The organism is Methylobacterium sp. A52T (assembly GCF_053346095.1).
On sequence record NZ_JBKFBI010000004.1, the window covers coordinates 1 to 15,955 of the forward strand.

The 15,955-nt window shown below is 73.1% G+C and carries 15 protein-coding genes; 13 read left to right on the forward strand and 2 right to left on the reverse strand.

Translation table 11 applies throughout. The features are described from left to right. The first annotated feature begins 168 nt into the window (after positions 1-168). From ACLBYE_RS01990 to ACLBYE_RS02040, 11 genes are all read left to right on the forward strand, one after another. Entirely contained in the window at positions 169-1,677 is a 1,509-nt protein-coding gene (locus tag ACLBYE_RS01990) for an ATPase domain-containing protein (RefSeq protein WP_447692826.1), read from the forward strand. Next, entirely contained in the window at positions 1,664-2,704 is a 1,041-nt protein-coding gene (locus tag ACLBYE_RS01995) for a sensor histidine kinase (protein ID WP_447692827.1), read from the forward strand. The genes ACLBYE_RS01990 and ACLBYE_RS01995 overlap by 14 nt, the downstream gene beginning before the upstream one ends. Positions 2,705-2,846: 142 nt before the next feature. Then, positions 2,847-3,209, forward strand: coding sequence for a hypothetical protein (locus ACLBYE_RS02000; RefSeq protein ID WP_447692828.1), 363 nt, complete (start codon positions 2,847-2,849; stop codon positions 3,207-3,209). A 479-nt stretch (positions 3,210-3,688) separates the two neighbouring features. Further along, positions 3,689-4,261 (forward strand): FMN reductase, encoded by a 573-nt coding sequence (gene msuE, locus ACLBYE_RS02005; protein ID WP_091928616.1) that lies wholly within the window; start codon positions 3,689-3,691, stop codon positions 4,259-4,261. An 8-nt stretch (positions 4,262-4,269) separates the two neighbouring features. Continuing rightward, positions 4,270-5,241 (forward strand): aliphatic sulfonate ABC transporter substrate-binding protein, encoded by a 972-nt coding sequence (locus tag ACLBYE_RS02010; protein ID WP_447692829.1) that lies wholly within the window; start codon positions 4,270-4,272, stop codon positions 5,239-5,241. Positions 5,242-5,259: 18 nt separating this feature from the next. Further along, positions 5,260-6,303 carry a sulfonate ABC transporter substrate-binding protein gene (locus ACLBYE_RS02015; RefSeq protein ID WP_447692830.1) on the forward strand — a complete coding sequence of 348 codons (1,044 nt, stop codon included), beginning with the start codon at positions 5,260-5,262 and terminating at the stop codon, positions 6,301-6,303. Then, complete coding sequence (gene ssuC / locus ACLBYE_RS02020) at positions 6,303-7,085, forward strand: aliphatic sulfonate ABC transporter permease SsuC (RefSeq protein ID WP_056527222.1); 783 nt, start codon at positions 6,303-6,305, stop codon at positions 7,083-7,085. The genes ACLBYE_RS02015 and ssuC overlap by 1 nt, the downstream gene beginning before the upstream one ends. Next, positions 7,085-7,972, forward strand: coding sequence for an ATP-binding cassette domain-containing protein (locus ACLBYE_RS02025; RefSeq protein ID WP_207904149.1), 888 nt, complete (start codon positions 7,085-7,087; stop codon positions 7,970-7,972). Before ssuC ends, ACLBYE_RS02025 begins: the two co-directional genes overlap by 1 nt. Before the next feature lie 117 nt (positions 7,973-8,089). Continuing rightward, complete coding sequence (gene ssuD / locus ACLBYE_RS02030; RefSeq protein WP_020094784.1) at positions 8,090-9,265, forward strand: FMNH2-dependent alkanesulfonate monooxygenase; 1,176 nt, start codon at positions 8,090-8,092, stop codon at positions 9,263-9,265. Positions 9,266-9,406: 141 nt separating this feature from the next. Then, positions 9,407-9,676 carry a hypothetical protein gene (locus ACLBYE_RS02035; RefSeq protein ID WP_012318328.1) on the forward strand — a complete coding sequence of 90 codons (270 nt, stop codon included), beginning with the start codon at positions 9,407-9,409 and terminating at the stop codon, positions 9,674-9,676. Positions 9,677-9,969: 293 nt separating this feature from the next. Continuing rightward, positions 9,970-12,225, forward strand: a complete 2,256-nt coding sequence (locus ACLBYE_RS02040; RefSeq protein ID WP_447683566.1) for a cyclic nucleotide-binding domain-containing protein — start codon at positions 9,970-9,972, stop codon at positions 12,223-12,225. Positions 12,226-12,259: 34 nt separating this feature from the next. Here ACLBYE_RS02040 and ACLBYE_RS02045 read toward each other — a convergent pair whose 3' ends face one another. Beyond that, positions 12,260-12,655, reverse strand: coding sequence for a DUF3307 domain-containing protein (locus ACLBYE_RS02045; protein WP_447692831.1), 396 nt, complete (start codon positions 12,653-12,655; stop codon positions 12,260-12,262). A gap of 344 nt (positions 12,656-12,999) precedes the next feature. Between ACLBYE_RS02045 and ACLBYE_RS02050 the strand changes: the two genes are divergently transcribed. Beyond that, positions 13,000-13,662, forward strand: coding sequence for a sigma-70 family RNA polymerase sigma factor (locus tag ACLBYE_RS02050; RefSeq protein WP_447692832.1), 663 nt, complete (start codon positions 13,000-13,002; stop codon positions 13,660-13,662). A gap of 107 nt (positions 13,663-13,769) precedes the next feature. Here ACLBYE_RS02050 and ACLBYE_RS02055 read toward each other — a convergent pair whose 3' ends face one another. Continuing rightward, positions 13,770-14,831 carry a GNAT family N-acetyltransferase gene (locus ACLBYE_RS02055; protein WP_447692833.1) on the reverse strand — a complete coding sequence of 354 codons (1,062 nt, stop codon included), beginning with the start codon at positions 14,829-14,831 and terminating at the stop codon, positions 13,770-13,772. Positions 14,832-15,172: 341 nt separating this feature from the next. Between ACLBYE_RS02055 and ACLBYE_RS02060 the strand changes: the two genes are divergently transcribed. Next, positions 15,173-15,946, forward strand: coding sequence for a GNAT family N-acetyltransferase (locus tag ACLBYE_RS02060; protein WP_447692834.1), 774 nt, complete (start codon positions 15,173-15,175; stop codon positions 15,944-15,946). Positions 15,947-15,955: the final 9 nt, after the last annotated feature.

Consider the following 15,955-nt stretch of genomic DNA (forward strand, 5'->3'; position numbering starts at 1 on the left):
GACTCGCGGGGGCAGCGGCCGCGCCGCGCGCCCGTCGGGCAGGCGCGCCGTGCCGGCCGCGCGGCGGCGTTTCGCGCTGCGCGCCGCTTCGTGTACGAGACCGGGCTCCGCGTTCCGTCGCGCGGTCGACGGGCCGCCCGCCCGTGGGACGACGGCAGAGACCTCGACATGGCAGTGACCGATCACGACGCGGCACCGGTCTCCACCGGGGTGACCGGCCTCGACCACATCCTGGCCGGCGGCTACGCGTCCCAGCGCTCGCACCTCATCGAGGGGCGGCCCGGCTCCGGCAAGACGACGCTGGCGATGCAGTTCCTGCTCGACGGCGTGAGGCGGGGCGAGCGCTGCCTGTACATCACGCTCTCGGAGAGCCGGCGCGAGCTCCTGAACGTCGCGGAGCGCCACGGCTGGTCCCTCGACGGCATCGAGATCTGCGAGCTCGTCGCGCCGGAACTCAGCCTCGACCCCGGGCAGCAGCAGAGCCTCGTCCACTCGTCCGACCTCGAGCTCGGCGAGACCATCCGGATGGCGATCGCCGAGATCGAGCGGCTCAAGCCGGAGCGCGTGGTCTTCGACAGCCTCTCGGAGATCCGGCTGCTCTCGCAGGGATCGCTGCGCTACCGCAGGCAGGTCCACGCCCTGCGCAGCTTCCTGCTCATCCAGAACACCACGGCGCTGCTCCTCGACGATCTCACCGCCGAGACGGACGACCTGAACCTGCACAGCCTCAGCCACGCCGTGATCCGGCTGGAGCAGCTCGCGCCCCTGTACGGCGGCGAGCGGCGGCGCCTGCGCGTGATCAAGATGCGCGGCACGCCGTTCCGGGGCGGGTTCCACGACTACGTCATCCGGCGCGGCGGCCTCACGGTGTTCCCGCGCCTCGTCGCGGCCGAGCATCTCGGCACCTTCCCCGACGCTCAGTGCGGCACAGGCAGCCCCGAACTGGACCAGCTGCTCGGCGGCGGCCTCGACCGGGGCACCAGCACGATGCTGATCGGGCCGTCCGGTGTCGGCAAGTCGACGGTGGCGCTCACCTGCGTCACCGCGGCGATCGCCCGCGGCGAGCGCGCGCTGATCCTCAGCTTCGACGAGACCACCGGCGTCCTCAGTCGCCGGGCCCGCGGCCTCGCCATGCCGATCGAAGACGCGATCGCCACCGGAGCGCTCATCGTCGAGCAGATCGACCCGGCCGAGGTCTCGCCCGGTGAACTCGCCGACATCGTCCAGAACGCGGTCGAGCACCGGGGCGTGACGACGGTCGTGATCGACTCCCTGACCGGCTATCACAACGCCATGCCGGAGGAGAACTACCTGCTCCTGCAGATGCACGAGCTGCTGACCTACCTGAACCAGCAGGGCGTGCTCTCGCTCCTCGTTCTGGCCCAGCACGGCATGATCGGGGCGATGGGCGCGAATGTCGACCTCACCTACCTCAGCGACACGATCCTGCTGTTCCGCACCTTCGAGGCCGACGGGCGGCTGCGGCGCGCGATCTCGGTCGTGAAGAAGCGGACCGGCAGCCACGAGGACACGATCCGCGAATTGCGGATCGACTCCGGCGGGATCCGCGTTGGCGAACCGCTCAGCGCGTTCCGAGGTATCATGACCGGCGTTCCGACATTCGAGGGTGAGCGGTCGTCGCTCCTGCCGACCCGCGCGGCTGATGACCGAGGCTGAACTGCCGGTTCTCATCTTCGCGCCGGGTGGCCGCGACGCCGCCGTCGCCGCGGCGATCCTCGGCGAGGCGGGGATCGCGACGCAGGTGTGCGACAGCCTCGCGGACGTGGTCTCCCGGCTCGACGCGGCCGCCTGCGCGGTGCTCACCGAGGAGGCGCTGCTGTCCTCGAACCGCCAGGCCCTGGCGGACTGGATCGCCGCGCAGCCGCCCTGGTCCGATTTCCCGTTCATCCTCCTGCGGCTGCGGGGCGCCGAGCCCAACGCGCAGCTGACCGACATGCTCGGCAACGTCAGCGTGCTGGAACGCCCGTTCCACCCGGCGACGCTGGTCATGGCGGCCCGCTCCGCCCACCGCGCCAAGCGCCGGCAGCTCGAGGCGCGCGCCCATCTCGAGGAGCGCGAGCGCACGACCGAGCGGCAGGCGCTCCTGATCCGCGAGCTGCATCACCGGGTGAAGAACACGCTGGCGACCGTGCAGGCGCTGCTCGGGGCCTCGGCCCGGTCCGCCACCAGCGTGGACGCGTTCTACGCGTCGTTCTCGGCGCGGGTGATCTCGCTGGCCAAGACCCACAATCTCCTGACCGAGGATTACTGGCAGCAGGCGCCCCTGCGCGAGATGCTGATGAACGAGCTCGGCCCCTACAACGACGTCGAGGGCGCCCGCATCCGGCTGGAGGGCCCCGCGATCGACCTGATGGGCGACCTCGCGGTCCCGACCGGTATGGCCATCCACGAGCTGACGACCAACGCGGCCAAGCACGGCGCCCTGTCGGTCCCGGAGGGCCGGATCGCGATCCGGTGGGATATCGAGCAGACGCCGGCCGCCCGCATGCTCCACCTCGACTGGACCGAGCGGGGCGGTCCCGCCACGGCGGCGCCGACGCGGAAGGGCTTCGGCTCGACGCTGCTGCAGCGTGTCCTGAAGGTCCAGTGCCAGGCAGAGATCGCCTTCGATTTCCAGCCGGCCGGGCTGCACTTCACCATGCGGGCGCCGCTGCCCGAGACGCGCGTCGTCCCGGCCTACTGAGGCCGTCCGGGTTCCGGACCCGGCGCCGCGCTGGTCGCGGGGTGTGCGCTTTCACACAGAAGTGTCTTGCGTTCCGCGGCCCTGATCGAACTTATCGCAGGTGCGAGATTTGGGATGTCGCAGCACAGCGATATGTCTTGCGATGAATAGATTTGCTCCTCTCGTGGCGGCCGCACTGGCCTGGGCCGTGTTCGGTACCTGGGCCGAAGCCCGCCGCTCGTCCTTGCAGAAGGACATGCCGGCGCTCCGCCCGGGGATCGAGGCCGATCTGGCCGCGAGACACTGTCCGGCCGTCCGGATCGACACGGAGCGCTTCCGTCAGTTCTCGCGCGAGAACCATCTGAATCACGCGGATTTCTTCACGAAGAAGCGCTCGGTCGCCCTGCAGCACGACCTCGACGCGGAGCTGGCGCAGCTCCGCGAGCGTCCCGAGGAGGCCTGCGCGCAGATGTGGACCAAGTACGGCGACGACGGCACCGTGCAGCACCTCCTCGTCCGCAAGTAGGCACCGCCTTCCGATCCGGAGCCGCCCGGGCGCGTCGGCGATGACGGCGGCGATGACGACGCTGACGACGCTGACGACCGCGAGGGTGTCGGAGCGGGCGGCGTTCCGGTCGCGCCGGATTCCCCCGCCGCCCCGGATCCCGGGCTTGGCGATTCGGTTCCAGGTCCGCCCACGTACCGAGAACACGCTTCTCCCGCCGGGCGCTCCAAGAGAATAAAACCCCGCCCCTCGCGCGGATGAACCGCCGGCACGCAAGATCTCGCGCCCGTCCCGCGCGGCGGTCGAGATGAAATTCCATATTTGTCGACCGATTTCGGGGAGAACGTTTTTCCTTCACCGGTCAATTGGGAACGCCGTTTCATTGACGGCGGAAGTCGCAGCCATCAATTCTAGCGGCCTGTTCGGATGTCCGGCCGCGCAACCTCCGTTCTTCGGGATCGGGGCGGTCCGTCATCCTGTCTCACAGCAAGGCATCCGGAATGACACGACCGAGACTCGTCGGGCTGAGCGCCAACGTGCAGCGGCCCTCGAAGACCCGCACGCTGGTGGATGCCGTGCTCCGCGAGGCCAGCGCCCAGGCTTCCCTCGACGCGGAGATCCTCGACTTCGTCGATGCCGGGACCGGCCTCGGCGCCGCCTGGACACGCGACCAGCTCGCGCCGGCCGCGCGCGGCGTGCTCGCGGCCATCGAGGAGGCGGACGGGCTGGTCGTCGGCTCGCCGGTCTACAAGGGCGCCTATACCGGCCTGTTCAAGCACCTGTTCGACCTGGTCGATCCGGGGGCGCTCGCCGGGAAGCCCGTGGCGATCGTGGCCACGGGCGGCGGCGCGCGCCACGCCCTCGTGGTCGAGCACGCGTTCCGGCCGCTCTTCGGCTTCTTCGGGGCGCTCCAGATCCCGACCGCGGTCTACGCCTCCGATCCCGATTTCAGCGACGGCGCGCTGACCGAGGCCGGAGTGCGCGCCCGCGCCCGCGAGGCCGGCGGGCAGCTCGCCGCGCTGCTCGTGCACCGGGCGGCCGCGGCGCCACTCACCCTCGCCGCCGCCGAGTGAGCCGGCCGATGCTCGACCGTCGCGCCCTGCTGGCCGCCCTCGCGGCCCTGCCCCTCGCACCGGCCCTCGCGCCGGCCCTCGTCTCGGGCGCCCGGGCGGGCGAGCCCGGCGTGCTCCGGATCGGCTACCAGAAGAACGGCATCCTGGTCGTCGCCAAGCAGCAGAAGATCATCGAGAAGCGCCTGGAGCCCCTCGGATACGCGGTGCGATGGGTCGAGTTCTCCTTCGGGCCGCCGCTACTGGAGGCCCTGTCGCTGGACGGGATCGATCTCGGCCAGACCGGCGACGCCCCGCCGATCTTCGCCCAGGCCGCGCGCTCCAACCTCGTCTACGCGGCCGCCCAGGAGGCCGGCGGCTCCGGCGCCGGGATCCTGCTGCCGAAGGGCTCGGAGATCCGCAGCCTCGCCGAGCTCAAGGGCAAGCGCGTCGCCTTCGCCAAGGCGTCGAGCTCCCACAACCTGACCATCGCGGCGCTGGAGAAGGCCGGCCTGAGCTACGCCGACATCGAGCCGGTGACGCTGGCGCCCGCGGACGCCGCGGCCGCCTTCGCCCGGGGCAGCATCGACGCCTGGACGATCTGGGACCCGTACTTCGCCATCGCCGAGCAGGGGGAGGGCGTGCGCGTGCTGGTGCGCGCCACCGACGTCACCCCGCAGAACAACTTCTTCCTGGCGAGCCGGCCCTTCGCGGAGAGCCGGGCCCCGGTCCTCACGGCGGTGATCGACGCCCTGGGCGAGGTGGCGGCCTGGTGCACGCAGAATCGCGGCGCAGTGGCGGAACTCCTGTCGCAGGGCACCGGCGTGCCGCTGGCCGCGACGCGGCGGGCGGTGGACCGGACCGACTACGTGATCGGACCGATGACCGACCGCGTCGCCGCCGAGCAGCAGCGGGTCGCCGACCGCTTCCACGCCCTGAAGCTGATCCCCAAGCCGATCCGCATCGCCGACGCGGTCTGGACGCCCCCCGCCCGCAACGGCTGAGACCGACCGCAGAGAGCCATGACCGACCGATCGCCCCGCGCGCTGTCCCTGTCATTCGCCAGCGCCCCGAACCGCCGCCTCCTCCTGTCCGCCGGCCTCGGCCTCGCGGCGGCCGCGCTGCTGCGGCCCGCCCGCGCGGCCGGCAGCATCCGGATCGGCTACCAGAAATACGGGTCCCTCGTGCTGCTGAAGGCCCGCGGCACCCTGGAGAAGGCCCTCCAGCCCCTCGGCACCGCGGTGGCGTGGTCCGAGTTCCCGTCCGGCCCGCCGCTCCTGGAGGCGCTGAATGCCGGGGCGATCGATTTCGGCTCGGCCGGCGAGGCGCCGCCGATCTTCGCCCAGGCGGCGAGCCCGGAGCTGCGCTACGTGGCCGCCGAGCCGCCGGCGCCGCGGGGCGAGGCGATCCTCGTGCCCAAGGACAGCCCGATCCGCAGCGTCGCCGACCTGCGCGGCAAGACCGTCGCCCTCAACAAGGGATCGAACGTCCACTACCTGCTGGTGCGCGCCCTGGAGCAGGCGGGCGTCCCCTACGACGCGGTGACGCTCGCCTACCTCGCGCCGGCCGACGCCAACGCCGCCTTCGTGCGCGGCTCCGTCGATGCCTGGGTGATCTGGGACCCGTTCCAGGCCGCCGCCGAGCGCGCCACGGGCGCCCGGGTCCTGGTCGACGGGCGCGGAGTCGACGGGCACGCGCTCGCCCCCAACCGCCAGTTCTACCTGTCCCGGCGCGGCTTCACCGACACCAGCCCCGCGATCGTCTCGGCCGTGCTGCAGGCGATCGGGGAGATCGACGCCTGGGCCGAGGGACATGCCGACGCCGTGGCGGCGGAACTAGCGCCCTCGGTGGGCATCCCCGCGCCGGTCCTCGCCGTGGCGCTCGGCCGCCTGTCCTACGGCGTCGCGCCCCTCGACGCGGCCGCGATCGCCGACCAGCAGAAGGTTGCCGACAGCTTCCACCGTCTCGGGCTCCTGCCGAAGCCCGTCCGGGTCGCCGACGCGGTCTGGACGCCCCCCCGGCCCGCGGACGCCCTCAAGTCCGAGAAGCGGACGGAGAACCGCTGATGCGCCCCTCGAAGCTCGTTCGCCTGCGCGACTCCGCGGTGCCCTGGCTGCTGCCGGCCGCCATCCTGCTCGGCTGGCAGGCCGCGGTCTCGGCCGGCCTCGTCTCCAACCGCTTCATGCCGGCGCCCCTCGACGTGGTCCGGGCCGGCTGGGAGGCCGGGCGGACCGGGGAACTCTGGACCAATCTCGGCGTCAGCACCCTGCGGGCGCTGGCGGGCTTCGTGATCGGCGGCGGCATCGGCTTCGGGCTCGGCCTCGCCAACGGCCTGTCGCGCCTGTCGGAGCGGCTCACCGACACCTCGGTGCAGATGGTGCGCAACGTGCCCCACCTGTCGCTGATCCCGCTGGTGATCCTGTGGTTCGGCATCGGCGAGGAGGCCAAGCTGTTCCTCGTGGCGCTCGGCGTGTTCTTCCCGATCTACGCCAACACCCTGCACGGCATCCGCTCGGTGGATCCGGGCCTCGTGGAGATGGGCCGGGTCTACGGCATGTCCCGCACCGAGCTGTTCACCCGCGTGGTGCTGCCCGGCGCCCTGCCGTCGATCTTCGTGGGCCTGCGCTACGCGCTGGGCATCATGTGGCTGACGCTGATCGTCGCCGAGACGATCTCGGCTTCGTCGGGGCTCGGCTACATGGCCATGCAGGCCCGGGAGTTCATGCTGGTCGACGTCGTCGTGCTGGCGATCCTGATCTACGCCGCCCTCGGCAAGTTCGCCGACGCCCTGACCCGCCAGCTCGAGCGCGCCTGCCTCGCCTGGAATCCCGCCTACAGGAGCGCCTGATGCTGCTCGACGCCGTCCGCCGCGAGGCGCTTCCCGACCCGGGCACGGACCCGCGCCCGGCGCCCGGCCCCGCCCCGGGGCACAGGCAAGCGGATCTGCCCGCGGATCTGCCCGCGGATTCGCCCCCCTCGCCGCCGGCCCGCGGGATCGCCGTCACCGTCCGCGACCTGGACAAGAGCTTCGACGGCACCGCCGTCATCGAGGGCCTGAACCTGTTCCTACCGGCCGGCGGGTTCACCGCGGTGGTCGGCCGCTCCGGCTGCGGCAAGAGCACCCTGCTGCGCCTCATCCTCGGGCTCGACACGCCCACGGGCGGGCGGATCGACCTGGAGGGGCCGGAGCGCTCCCCGCGCCGGTCCGAGCCGCCGAAGCGGATCATGTTCCAGGAGCCGCGGCTGCTGCCCTGGGCGCGGGTCGTCGACAACGTCGCGGTCGGCCTGTCGGGGCACGGCTCCCGGGCCGAGCGCCGGGAGCGGGCGCTCGCGGCGCTCGCCGAGGTCGGCCTCGCCGACAAGGCCGGGCAGTGGCCCGCCACCCTGTCGGGCGGCCAGCGCCAGCGCGTGGCCCTGGCCCGGGCGCTGGTGAGCCGGCCGGGCCTGCTCGCCCTCGACGAGCCGCTGGGCGCCCTCGACGCCCTGACGCGGATCGGCATGCAGGACCTGATCGAGCGGATCTGGCGGGCGCAGGGGTTCACCGCGCTCCTCGTCACGCACGACGTCGCCGAGGCCGTGGCGCTGGCCGACCGCATCCTCGTGGTCGAGGCCGGCCGGATCGCCCTCGACCTGCGGGTCGACGTGCCGCGGCCGCGCCGGCGCGGGGATCCGGACCTCGCCCGCCTCGAGGGCCGCATCCTCGATCACCTGCTCGGATCGCAGCCGACCGCCTGAACGCGGGCCGCCGTTTCCCGGAAGCGGCGGCCCGCCCTAGCTCTCGAAGATCACCGGATGCGCGCAGTCGGGTCCGGCTTTTCCGCATCCGGCCACCGGGCCGCACAGGAGATTCCGATGACAGCAGCCAATGACGGACGCGCCGACGTCCTCTGGTTCCTGCCGACCCACGGCGACGGCCGCTATCTCGGCGCGCGGGAGGGGGCCCGGGACGTCTCGCTCAGCTATCTCCGGCAGATCGCGCAGGGGGCGGACGAGCTCGGCTATTACGGCGTGCTGCTGCCCACCGGACGCTCCTGCGAGGATTCCTGGATCGTCGCCTCGGCGCTGGCGCCGCTGACCAAGCAGCTGCGCTTCCTCGTGGCGGTGCGGCCGGGCCTGATGGAGCCTTCCGCGGCGGCCCGCATGACCGCGACCCTCGACCGGATCTCGGACGGGCGCCTCCTGATCAACGTCGTCACCGGCGGCGACCCGGTGGAACTCGCCGGCGACGGCGTGTTCCTGTCCCACGACGAACGCTACGCCGTCACCGACGAGTTCCTGACGATCTGGCGCGGCCTGCTCGCGGGCGAGACCGTGACCTTCCGGGGCGATCACCTGCGCACCGAGAACGGCCGGCTGATCTTCCCGCCGGTGCAGAAGCCCTATCCGCCGCTCTATTTCGGCGGCTCGTCGGCGGCCGGCATGGCGGTCGCGGCCGAGCATTGCGACGTCTACCTGACCTGGGGCGAGCCCCCGGCCCAGGTCGCCGAGAAGATCGCCGCCGCCCGGGAGGCCGCCGAGGCGAAGGGTAAGACCTTCTCGTACGGCATCCGCCTGCACGTCATCGCCCGCGAGACCGAGGCCGCGGCCTGGGAGGCCGCCGAGCAGCTGATCTCGAAGCTCGACGACGCCACCATCGCCAAGGCGCAGGAGACCCTGAAGCGGCAGGATTCCGTCGGCCAGAGCCGCATGATGGCGCTCCACGGCGGCAGCCGCGACAAGCTCGTGGTGGCGCCGAACCTCTGGGCCGGCGTCGGCCTCGTCCGCGGCGGCGCCGGGACGGCCTTGGTCGGCTCGGCCGACCAGGTCGCCGACCGGATGAAGGAGTACATCGATCTCGGGATCGACCGCTTCATCCTCTCGGGCTACCCGCACCTGGAGGAGGCCTACCGGTTCGCCGAGCTGGTCTTCCCGAAGCTGCCGCTGCGCGCCACGACCGGGCGGCCGGCCGGCAATGCCCGCAACGACGGCCCGTTCGGCGAGATCATCGCCAACGACCTCGTGCCGACCCGCCGCGTCAGCGCGCACTGACCGGCGGCCCCGCCGGCACGGGGCATGGCTGATCTGCGTTCGAGCGGCCCGGGCGTCATGGTCATGCCATCCTTGGCGCCCATCCGCACCGCCCATCGCCGCGCGACCCGCTCGCGCGGCCTGGACGAGCGTAGGATTTCGATGACTTCGACCAAGACGGCCCTCCTGGCCATCGGTCTGTGCCTCGGCCCCGCCGCGGCCTTCGCGGAGCAATCCCCGGCCCGGGAAGCCCTCAAGCAGTACTGCACCGGCGACTACATGGATTTCTGCAGCGCCTACGCGCCGGGCGGCCCGGAGGTCGAGGCCTGCTTCAAGGCCAACCTCAAGAAGCTCTCCCCGAACTGCTCGGCGGCGATCACCGCCTACAAGAAGGAGCAGCGGGCGACCAAGCGCGTCAGCGAGGCGCGCTGAGGGCCGAACGCCCGTCGCGGCGGCCGCGACCCGGGAGCCCCCGACGGCGCGGCGGATCGGCTGATCCGCCGCGCGATCCACCGCGGCGATCGCACAATGCAGCCGCGCGGAAGCGGCCTGCACGATAATTTAAGCCGGCGCCTGCCATCGGTTGAGAACTGGCGTGGCCAAGGTCAGGTCCTGCGATTCGGCGACGATCCGTGCACGTGATCGCACGGGATCTGCACCGGGATCTGCACCGGGATCTGCGATCTCCGCGCCCATCGGGATTTCGAGACGCGGGTACCGTGCCGATGACGACAACCGACCTGACGTCCGCCGGGACCGCATCCCCGGCCGGCGGCCGCGCGGCGATACTGCGCGGGGCCCGCATCGGAGCGGCGGCGGCCGTCACCGTGATGGTGCTGCTCCTCGACCTCATCAGCTACTCCCAGCTCATCTTCTCGGGGCCGCTGGTGGAGAGCCGCGCGGCCGGCCTGTCGGCGCTGCTTGCGGCCTACGTGCTGGGCAGCCTCGTCTTCATCGCGCTGCGCCGCACCGCGCGGATCTCGCTGTCCTTCATCGGCGCGGCCGCGATCGTGCAGGCGGCGATCGCCGCGGCGGTCGCCGGGCAGCTCGAGGCCGCGGGCGTCACCGATCCGGAGACGGTCGGCCAGCTCGTGCTCGTCGCCTGTGGCGTCTCGACCTTCGCCACCGGCGTGATCTTCGCGTTGCTCGGCACCCTGCGGGCCTCCCTGCTGGTGCAGCTCCTGCCCTACCCGGTGCTCGCCGGCTTCCTCGGCGGCGTCGGCCTGCTGTTCCTGCGCAGCGGCGTGCAGATCGGCGGCCATGTCGACGACCCGCTCGCGGCCCTGCTCCACGCCGTCGATCCGGCGAACCTCGATCCGGGCCGGATCGATGCCGGGGCGCTCGCGCGCATCGCCCTGACCCTCGTGATCGGGTTCTGCGCCTTCTACCTCCCCCGGATCGTCCGGCACTGGGGGACCTACCCGACGGTGATCCTGTCGAGCCTCGCGGTGGTCCATATCGGGCTGGCCTGGACGGGCACCAGCGTCGCCGCCGGGCAGGCATCGGGATGGCTGATCGAGCCGCTGCCGACGGGCACGCTGCTGCGGCCGCCCGCCATCGGCAGCCTGACGGCCTTCGATCCGCACCTGCTCCTGCCGATCTGGCCCAAGATCGCCACCCTGGTCGTCGTGGCGGTGATCATCCAGATCCTCTACGTGGTGAGCGTCGAGCTGGAGATCCGGCGCGACCTCGACATCGACCGGATGTTCGTCGCCTCGGGCGCCACCAACTTGGTCGGCAGCGTGTTCGGCAGCTCCGCGATGGGCTTCGGCCGGACCTCGACGCTGCTGCTGCACAACATCGGCGGCGGCCACTGGCTCGGCTGGTGGCTGACCCTCGCGGTCATGGCGGCGCTCCTCATCGTCGGCGCGAGTCCCCTGGCGCTGCTGCCCCGCCCGCTGGCCGGCGGCGCCCTGATCGCCATCGGCATCGGGCTCCTGTTCAACCTCGGCGTCGCCAGCCGGACCCTGCCGGGCTGGGAGATCGCCATCGCGCTGGTCGTGTGCACCGCCACCGCGTATTTCGGGGCCACCACGGGCTTCCTCGTCGGCGTCCTGCTGGCGATCCTGATCTTCGGGGTCCAGTACGGGCAGATCGGCGCGATCCGCCGGTCGCTCTCCGGGGCGGACCGGCGCAGCAGCGTGATCCGCGGCCCCGACGCCGCCGCGCGGCTCGAGGCGGCCGGCGGCCGGACCCGGATCTACACCCTGCAGGGCTACCTGTTCTTCCTCAACGCGCAGGCGATCTTCCGCCGGGCCGCCGCGGAGGCCGGGGATCTGCGCGTGCTGATCCTGGATTTCCGCGAGACCGTGGGACTCGACAGCTCGGCGCTGATCGCGTTCCGCAAGGTCGGCCAGCTCGCCGAGCAGCGGCGCTTCGAGGTGCTGCTGGTCCACGTGGATCCGGTCGCGCGTCTGCTGATCACCCGCAACGGCCTCACCGCCGACCCTCGTGTCCGAATCCTCGACACGCTGGACGAGGCCCTGCGCGCGGCCGAGGCGACGCTCCTGGCGGAGGCCGGCGGCGCCGGCCCGGGGGAAGTCGCCGTCTTCGCCCGGCACATGGCCGACCGGCTCGGCAGCACGTTCGGCCCGGACGACTTCGCGCCCTACCTGACGGTCCGCGAGCTCGCGGCGGGCGCGGCGCTGATGCGCCAGGGGGAGGCGGCCGATGCCCTCTACTTCCTGGAGCAGGGCCTCGTCTCCATCGAGATGGAGGTCCCCGGCCGCGGCAATCTGCGCCTGCGCACCACCACGGCCGGCACGGTGATCGGCGAGATCGCGCTGGTCCAGGGCGGGCGTCGCACCGCCACCGCCGTCGCCGAGAGCCCCTGCCGGGTGGTCGTCATCGACCGCGCCGCCCTCGCGCGGATGGAGCGGGAGCGCCCGGACCTCGCGCTCGCCTTCCAGCGCTTCCTGATCCTGGAACTGGCCGGCAAGGTCTCCGACACGAACCGGCTGCTCGAGGCCGAGATGCAGTGAGGCGCCCGGCGGCGCCCGCTCTCCCGGTCAGGGGTCAGGCCGCCGCCAGCACCACGGCGAGCCCGAGATGGGTGACTTGGTGCAGGAACTGGTCGATGCCGATCAGCCACCAGAACCGGGCGTCCGTGGCCGGCAGGCGGGTCCGCTGGCCGACCAGCACCTTGCCGCGATCGATCCCCGTGTGGATCGCGAAATCGACGAGCGCCAGCCACCACAGGGCCGGCTTCACCGTCAGCGCGATCGCCAGCGTGCCGAGGCCGTGCAGGCCGGTATGGGCGCAGAGGGGCGCGAGCCAGGCGGACGACCGCTGCTTGCCCTGCGCCATCCAGTTGGTCTGAAGGAAGAAGTCCGCCGCGAGGTGCTTCACGGCGAACGCCAGGACCAGCAGCGCGAAGGCACCCACCGGGACGAGCGTATCGACGGACGGCATCGCGGGCCTGGCTCTCCTGCCGCGATCCTGCGGGGACGGGTTCGGCGGCGCGCACCGCGCCCCGAATCGAGGAAGCGCCAGCATACACGCGCCGACGGACCCTGGCGCGAGCGGAAATCCGGCGCGGCCGCCGGCCCGATCCCGGGCGTGGCACCGCAGGATTCAGGATCCGGAATGACTTCCCGCCCTGCTGCCGGGCGCGCCAAAAGATGTTTCCTCTATTCCCTCAGGCATCCGGCAATCTGTCGAGTTTTAATAATTCCAATCCACGAAGATAGACGTTGTTACACAGAACAGCCGCGTGTTACGCGTCCCACCCACACGCGCCGTGCCGATGGGAGCTTATGAGCGGGACAGTGGCGACCTGGAACTGCGACGCCGCCCCCCCCGGCCACGGGATCGCCACGGTCCCGCCGGGCCGGCCCGGCCGCCCTCCGCCAGGCGGATCTTGGAACCTCGCGGCGTTCGAGCGCCATCGCGCCGCCTATCTGGCGCGGGCGCGCCGCATCCTCGGCTGCCCGGCCCAGGCGGAGGACGTGGTCCAGGACGTGCTGCTCCGGCTGATCGCCGATCCGCCCCCGGCCGAGACCGCGATCCAGGCCGCCTATGTCGGGCGGATGGTGCGCAACCTCGCCCTGGACCGGGCGCGGCGGCAAGGCCTCGAGCGGCGCCTGTTCACCGGCCTCGACGCCGCCCCGGACGCGGCCGATCCCGGCACCGGCACCCCCGAGGCGGCCGCGGCGTCGCGGGAATCCCTGCGGCAGGTGGAGGCCGCGGTGGCCGAGCTGCCGGAGCCGGTGCGCACGGCCTTCCAGCTCCACCGGGTCGAGGGCGTGCCGCAGATCGAGATCGCGGCCCGGCTCGGGGTCTCGCGCGCGCTGGTGTGCGGACTCGTGCGCCGCGGCCACCTGCACTGCCTCGCGGCCCTCGACCGGCGCTGCGCCGCCTGCCCGGCGCGCGCCGAGGCCCCAGGCCGGCAGCGGCGCCGGACCGCGCCCGTCAACTAGGACCTCGGCCGCGGCCCGGCGCAGGTGATCATCAGCCCGCCGGCGACGGACCCGTGGGCGGGGGCGGGGGCGTCACCGGACGCGCACCCCTGTTCGCGGAGGGCGGTCTAGGCGGGCACCGCGGGAGGCCGCGGCGCGGCGTCGGCGGCGGCAGCCCCCGGCACCCAGAGCCGGTCGCGCACGAAGTGCTCGCGCGACAGCGCGACCAGGGCCGCGCGCTTGTGGGGGAAGTCGACGGTCGCGATCGTCGCGAAGCCGGAGCCGTGGAGGTTCCGGATCTGCTGGGCGTGATCGGCCCGCGGCTCGCCGACGACGCGCTGCGTGCGCGGCTCGTCGAGGAACAGGTAGTGCATCAGCGACGGCAGCCAGGCCGAGAGCGCGGGCCGCCCGCGCACGGACGCGTCGCCGATCGCGACGTGCCAGCCGCGGTCGTAGGGGCCGGCCTCGTAGAGCGGCCCGAGGCGGCTCTCCCGCGCCCAGTACAGCTCGAAATAGCCGAACGGCCTGCCGTCGAGGCAGCCGAACAGCGGCAGGGTCGCGGGGTCGGCCTGGAGCCCGGCGATGTAGGCGGCGTGCGCCTCCAGGGTACCGGTCTCCTGCCAGATCGCGGCGATGCGGGGGTCGTTCATCCAGGTCGAGAACAGGGTGACGTCGCCGGGCTCCGTCATCGTGCGGAAGCTCAGACGCCGGTCGAGCCACGGGATCGCCCGCGCGTAGACCGTGCCGGCGGGCGTCTGGGGCCGCAGCGGGTGGCGGCGGCCGGCCGTGGCGGTGAACAGCTCGGGGAAGGGCGGCCGGGCCCGCGGGAGCCAGCGGGCGGCGCATTGCCAGAGGAGCCCCGGCAGGATCTCGACCCCGTCGCCGTCACCGAGGGGCCGGGCCGCGCCGAGGTCGAGCAGCCGTCCGGACGTCGCCGGATCGGCCGCGACGACGATGCGCAGGACATGCATGTCCTGGGCGGTCAGCGCCTCGGCGCGCGCCAGGATCGCCTCCGCGGCCGCCGCCGGCGCGACCGGCTCGGCGAGGCGGATCACCGGCACTTCGCGGGTCCCCTCCAGGGTGAGGGGCACCGGCGCGGCGTCCCGCGCGGTTTCCCGCGCCCCGTCATCGCACGTCCTCGGGGGATGCGCCCCCGCGTCGCGCATCCGCTGGCTCGAAGCGTCCGTCATCCGTCCTCCGCGCGTCGCCGGCACCTCCGCGTCGCCGGCACCTCCCTGACGGATGGGCCCGTCCGGCGTTCAGAGGTTCTGTGCGGGCGCCGTCCGCCGGCGCCGGGTGCGACAGCATGAACGGCGCCCCGCCTCAACCGTCACTCCGTCGAAGCCCGAGCGGCGCAGGAGCGAGCGGATGGACAGGCACGGCCAGGAGGCGGGCGCGGACACGGCTGCGGAGGCAGGTCCGGGCACGGCCGGGGACACGGCCGGGGACGCAGCCAGGGACACTGCCAGGGACACTGCCGAGGCCCGGGCGCCGTCCCCCGCGCGAGCCTCCGCTCGGACGGCCGCCTGACATGCAGGCGCCCGAACCGACCTTCGAGACCCTGCGCGACGCCCATGTGGCCGCGCTCACCGGCTCCCTGATCGACGGCGTCGAGCACGGCCCCGGGGGCGCCGGCTACGTCTGGTCGCGCAGCATCCCGGACCCGACCGTGAACTTCGCCTTCGGCGTGCACCGTCCCGACCAGTTCGCCTGGGCGGGCGCGGCCGCCCTCGGGCGCGCGCGGGCGCCGGCCTTCCTGGCCCGGGACGACGGCGAGATCGCGCTGCTGCGCGCCCTGTTCGAGCCCGCGATCCTCTACCCGGCGCGCTGGATGGTGGCGCGGGAGCTTCCGGCGCCGGCCCCGGCCGGCAGCGCCGTCACCGTGCAGGCGACGCCCGCGCCGGGGCCGGATTTCGAGAGGGTCTTCGCCCACCTGTCCGACGCGCCGGGCGTGCGGACGCATCTGCGCCGCTACTACATCCCGGCGCTGCGCGCGGCCCGGGGCCGGCACGGCCTCGTGACCCTGCACCTCGTCCTGCGCGACGCCGCCGGCCCGGCGGCGTGCGCCAGCCTCTACCTGCGCGGCGAGACGGCGGGCCTGTACAATGTCAGCACGCGGGCCGACCGGCAGCGCCGCGGCCTCGGCACCGCCGTGATGGTCGCGGCCCTGCGCGAGGCGCGGGCGCGGGGGGCGGTTCAGGTCTTCCTGCAATGCCCGGCCGACGGCAGGACCGAGGCCCTCTACGCGCGGGCAGGCTTCCGGACGGCCTGCGCGCCGACCCTGCTGTGCACGACCCCGCCCTGATCCGGACCC

Excerpts from the sequence above, each read along its gene's own strand:
- ACLBYE_RS01990 (WP_447692826.1), top strand. The coding sequence starts at position 169 with ATGGCAGTGACCGATCACGACGCGGCACCGGTCTCCACCGGGGTGACC.
- ACLBYE_RS01995 (WP_447692827.1), top strand. The coding sequence starts at position 1,664 with ATGACCGAGGCTGAACTGCCGGTTCTCATCTTCGCGCCGGGTGGCCGC.
- ACLBYE_RS02000 (WP_447692828.1), top strand. The coding sequence starts at position 2,847 with ATGAATAGATTTGCTCCTCTCGTGGCGGCCGCACTGGCCTGGGCCGTG.
- msuE (WP_091928616.1), top strand. The coding sequence starts at position 3,689 with ATGACACGACCGAGACTCGTCGGGCTGAGCGCCAACGTGCAGCGGCCC.
- ACLBYE_RS02010 (WP_447692829.1), top strand. The coding sequence starts at position 4,270 with ATGCTCGACCGTCGCGCCCTGCTGGCCGCCCTCGCGGCCCTGCCCCTC.
- ACLBYE_RS02015 (WP_447692830.1), top strand. The coding sequence starts at position 5,260 with ATGACCGACCGATCGCCCCGCGCGCTGTCCCTGTCATTCGCCAGCGCC.
- ssuC (WP_056527222.1), top strand. The coding sequence starts at position 6,303 with ATGCGCCCCTCGAAGCTCGTTCGCCTGCGCGACTCCGCGGTGCCCTGG.
- ACLBYE_RS02025 (WP_207904149.1), top strand. The coding sequence starts at position 7,085 with ATGCTGCTCGACGCCGTCCGCCGCGAGGCGCTTCCCGACCCGGGCACG.
- ssuD (WP_020094784.1), top strand. The coding sequence starts at position 8,090 with ATGACAGCAGCCAATGACGGACGCGCCGACGTCCTCTGGTTCCTGCCG.
- ACLBYE_RS02035 (WP_012318328.1), top strand. The coding sequence starts at position 9,407 with ATGACTTCGACCAAGACGGCCCTCCTGGCCATCGGTCTGTGCCTCGGC.
- ACLBYE_RS02040 (WP_447683566.1), top strand. The coding sequence starts at position 9,970 with ATGACGACAACCGACCTGACGTCCGCCGGGACCGCATCCCCGGCCGGC.
- ACLBYE_RS02045 (WP_447692831.1), bottom strand. The coding sequence starts at position 12,655 with ATGCCGTCCGTCGATACGCTCGTCCCGGTGGGTGCCTTCGCGCTGCTG.
- ACLBYE_RS02050 (WP_447692832.1), top strand. The coding sequence starts at position 13,000 with ATGAGCGGGACAGTGGCGACCTGGAACTGCGACGCCGCCCCCCCCGGC.
- ACLBYE_RS02055 (WP_447692833.1), bottom strand. The coding sequence starts at position 14,831 with ATGACGGACGCTTCGAGCCAGCGGATGCGCGACGCGGGGGCGCATCCC.
- ACLBYE_RS02060 (WP_447692834.1), top strand. The coding sequence starts at position 15,173 with ATGCAGGCGCCCGAACCGACCTTCGAGACCCTGCGCGACGCCCATGTG.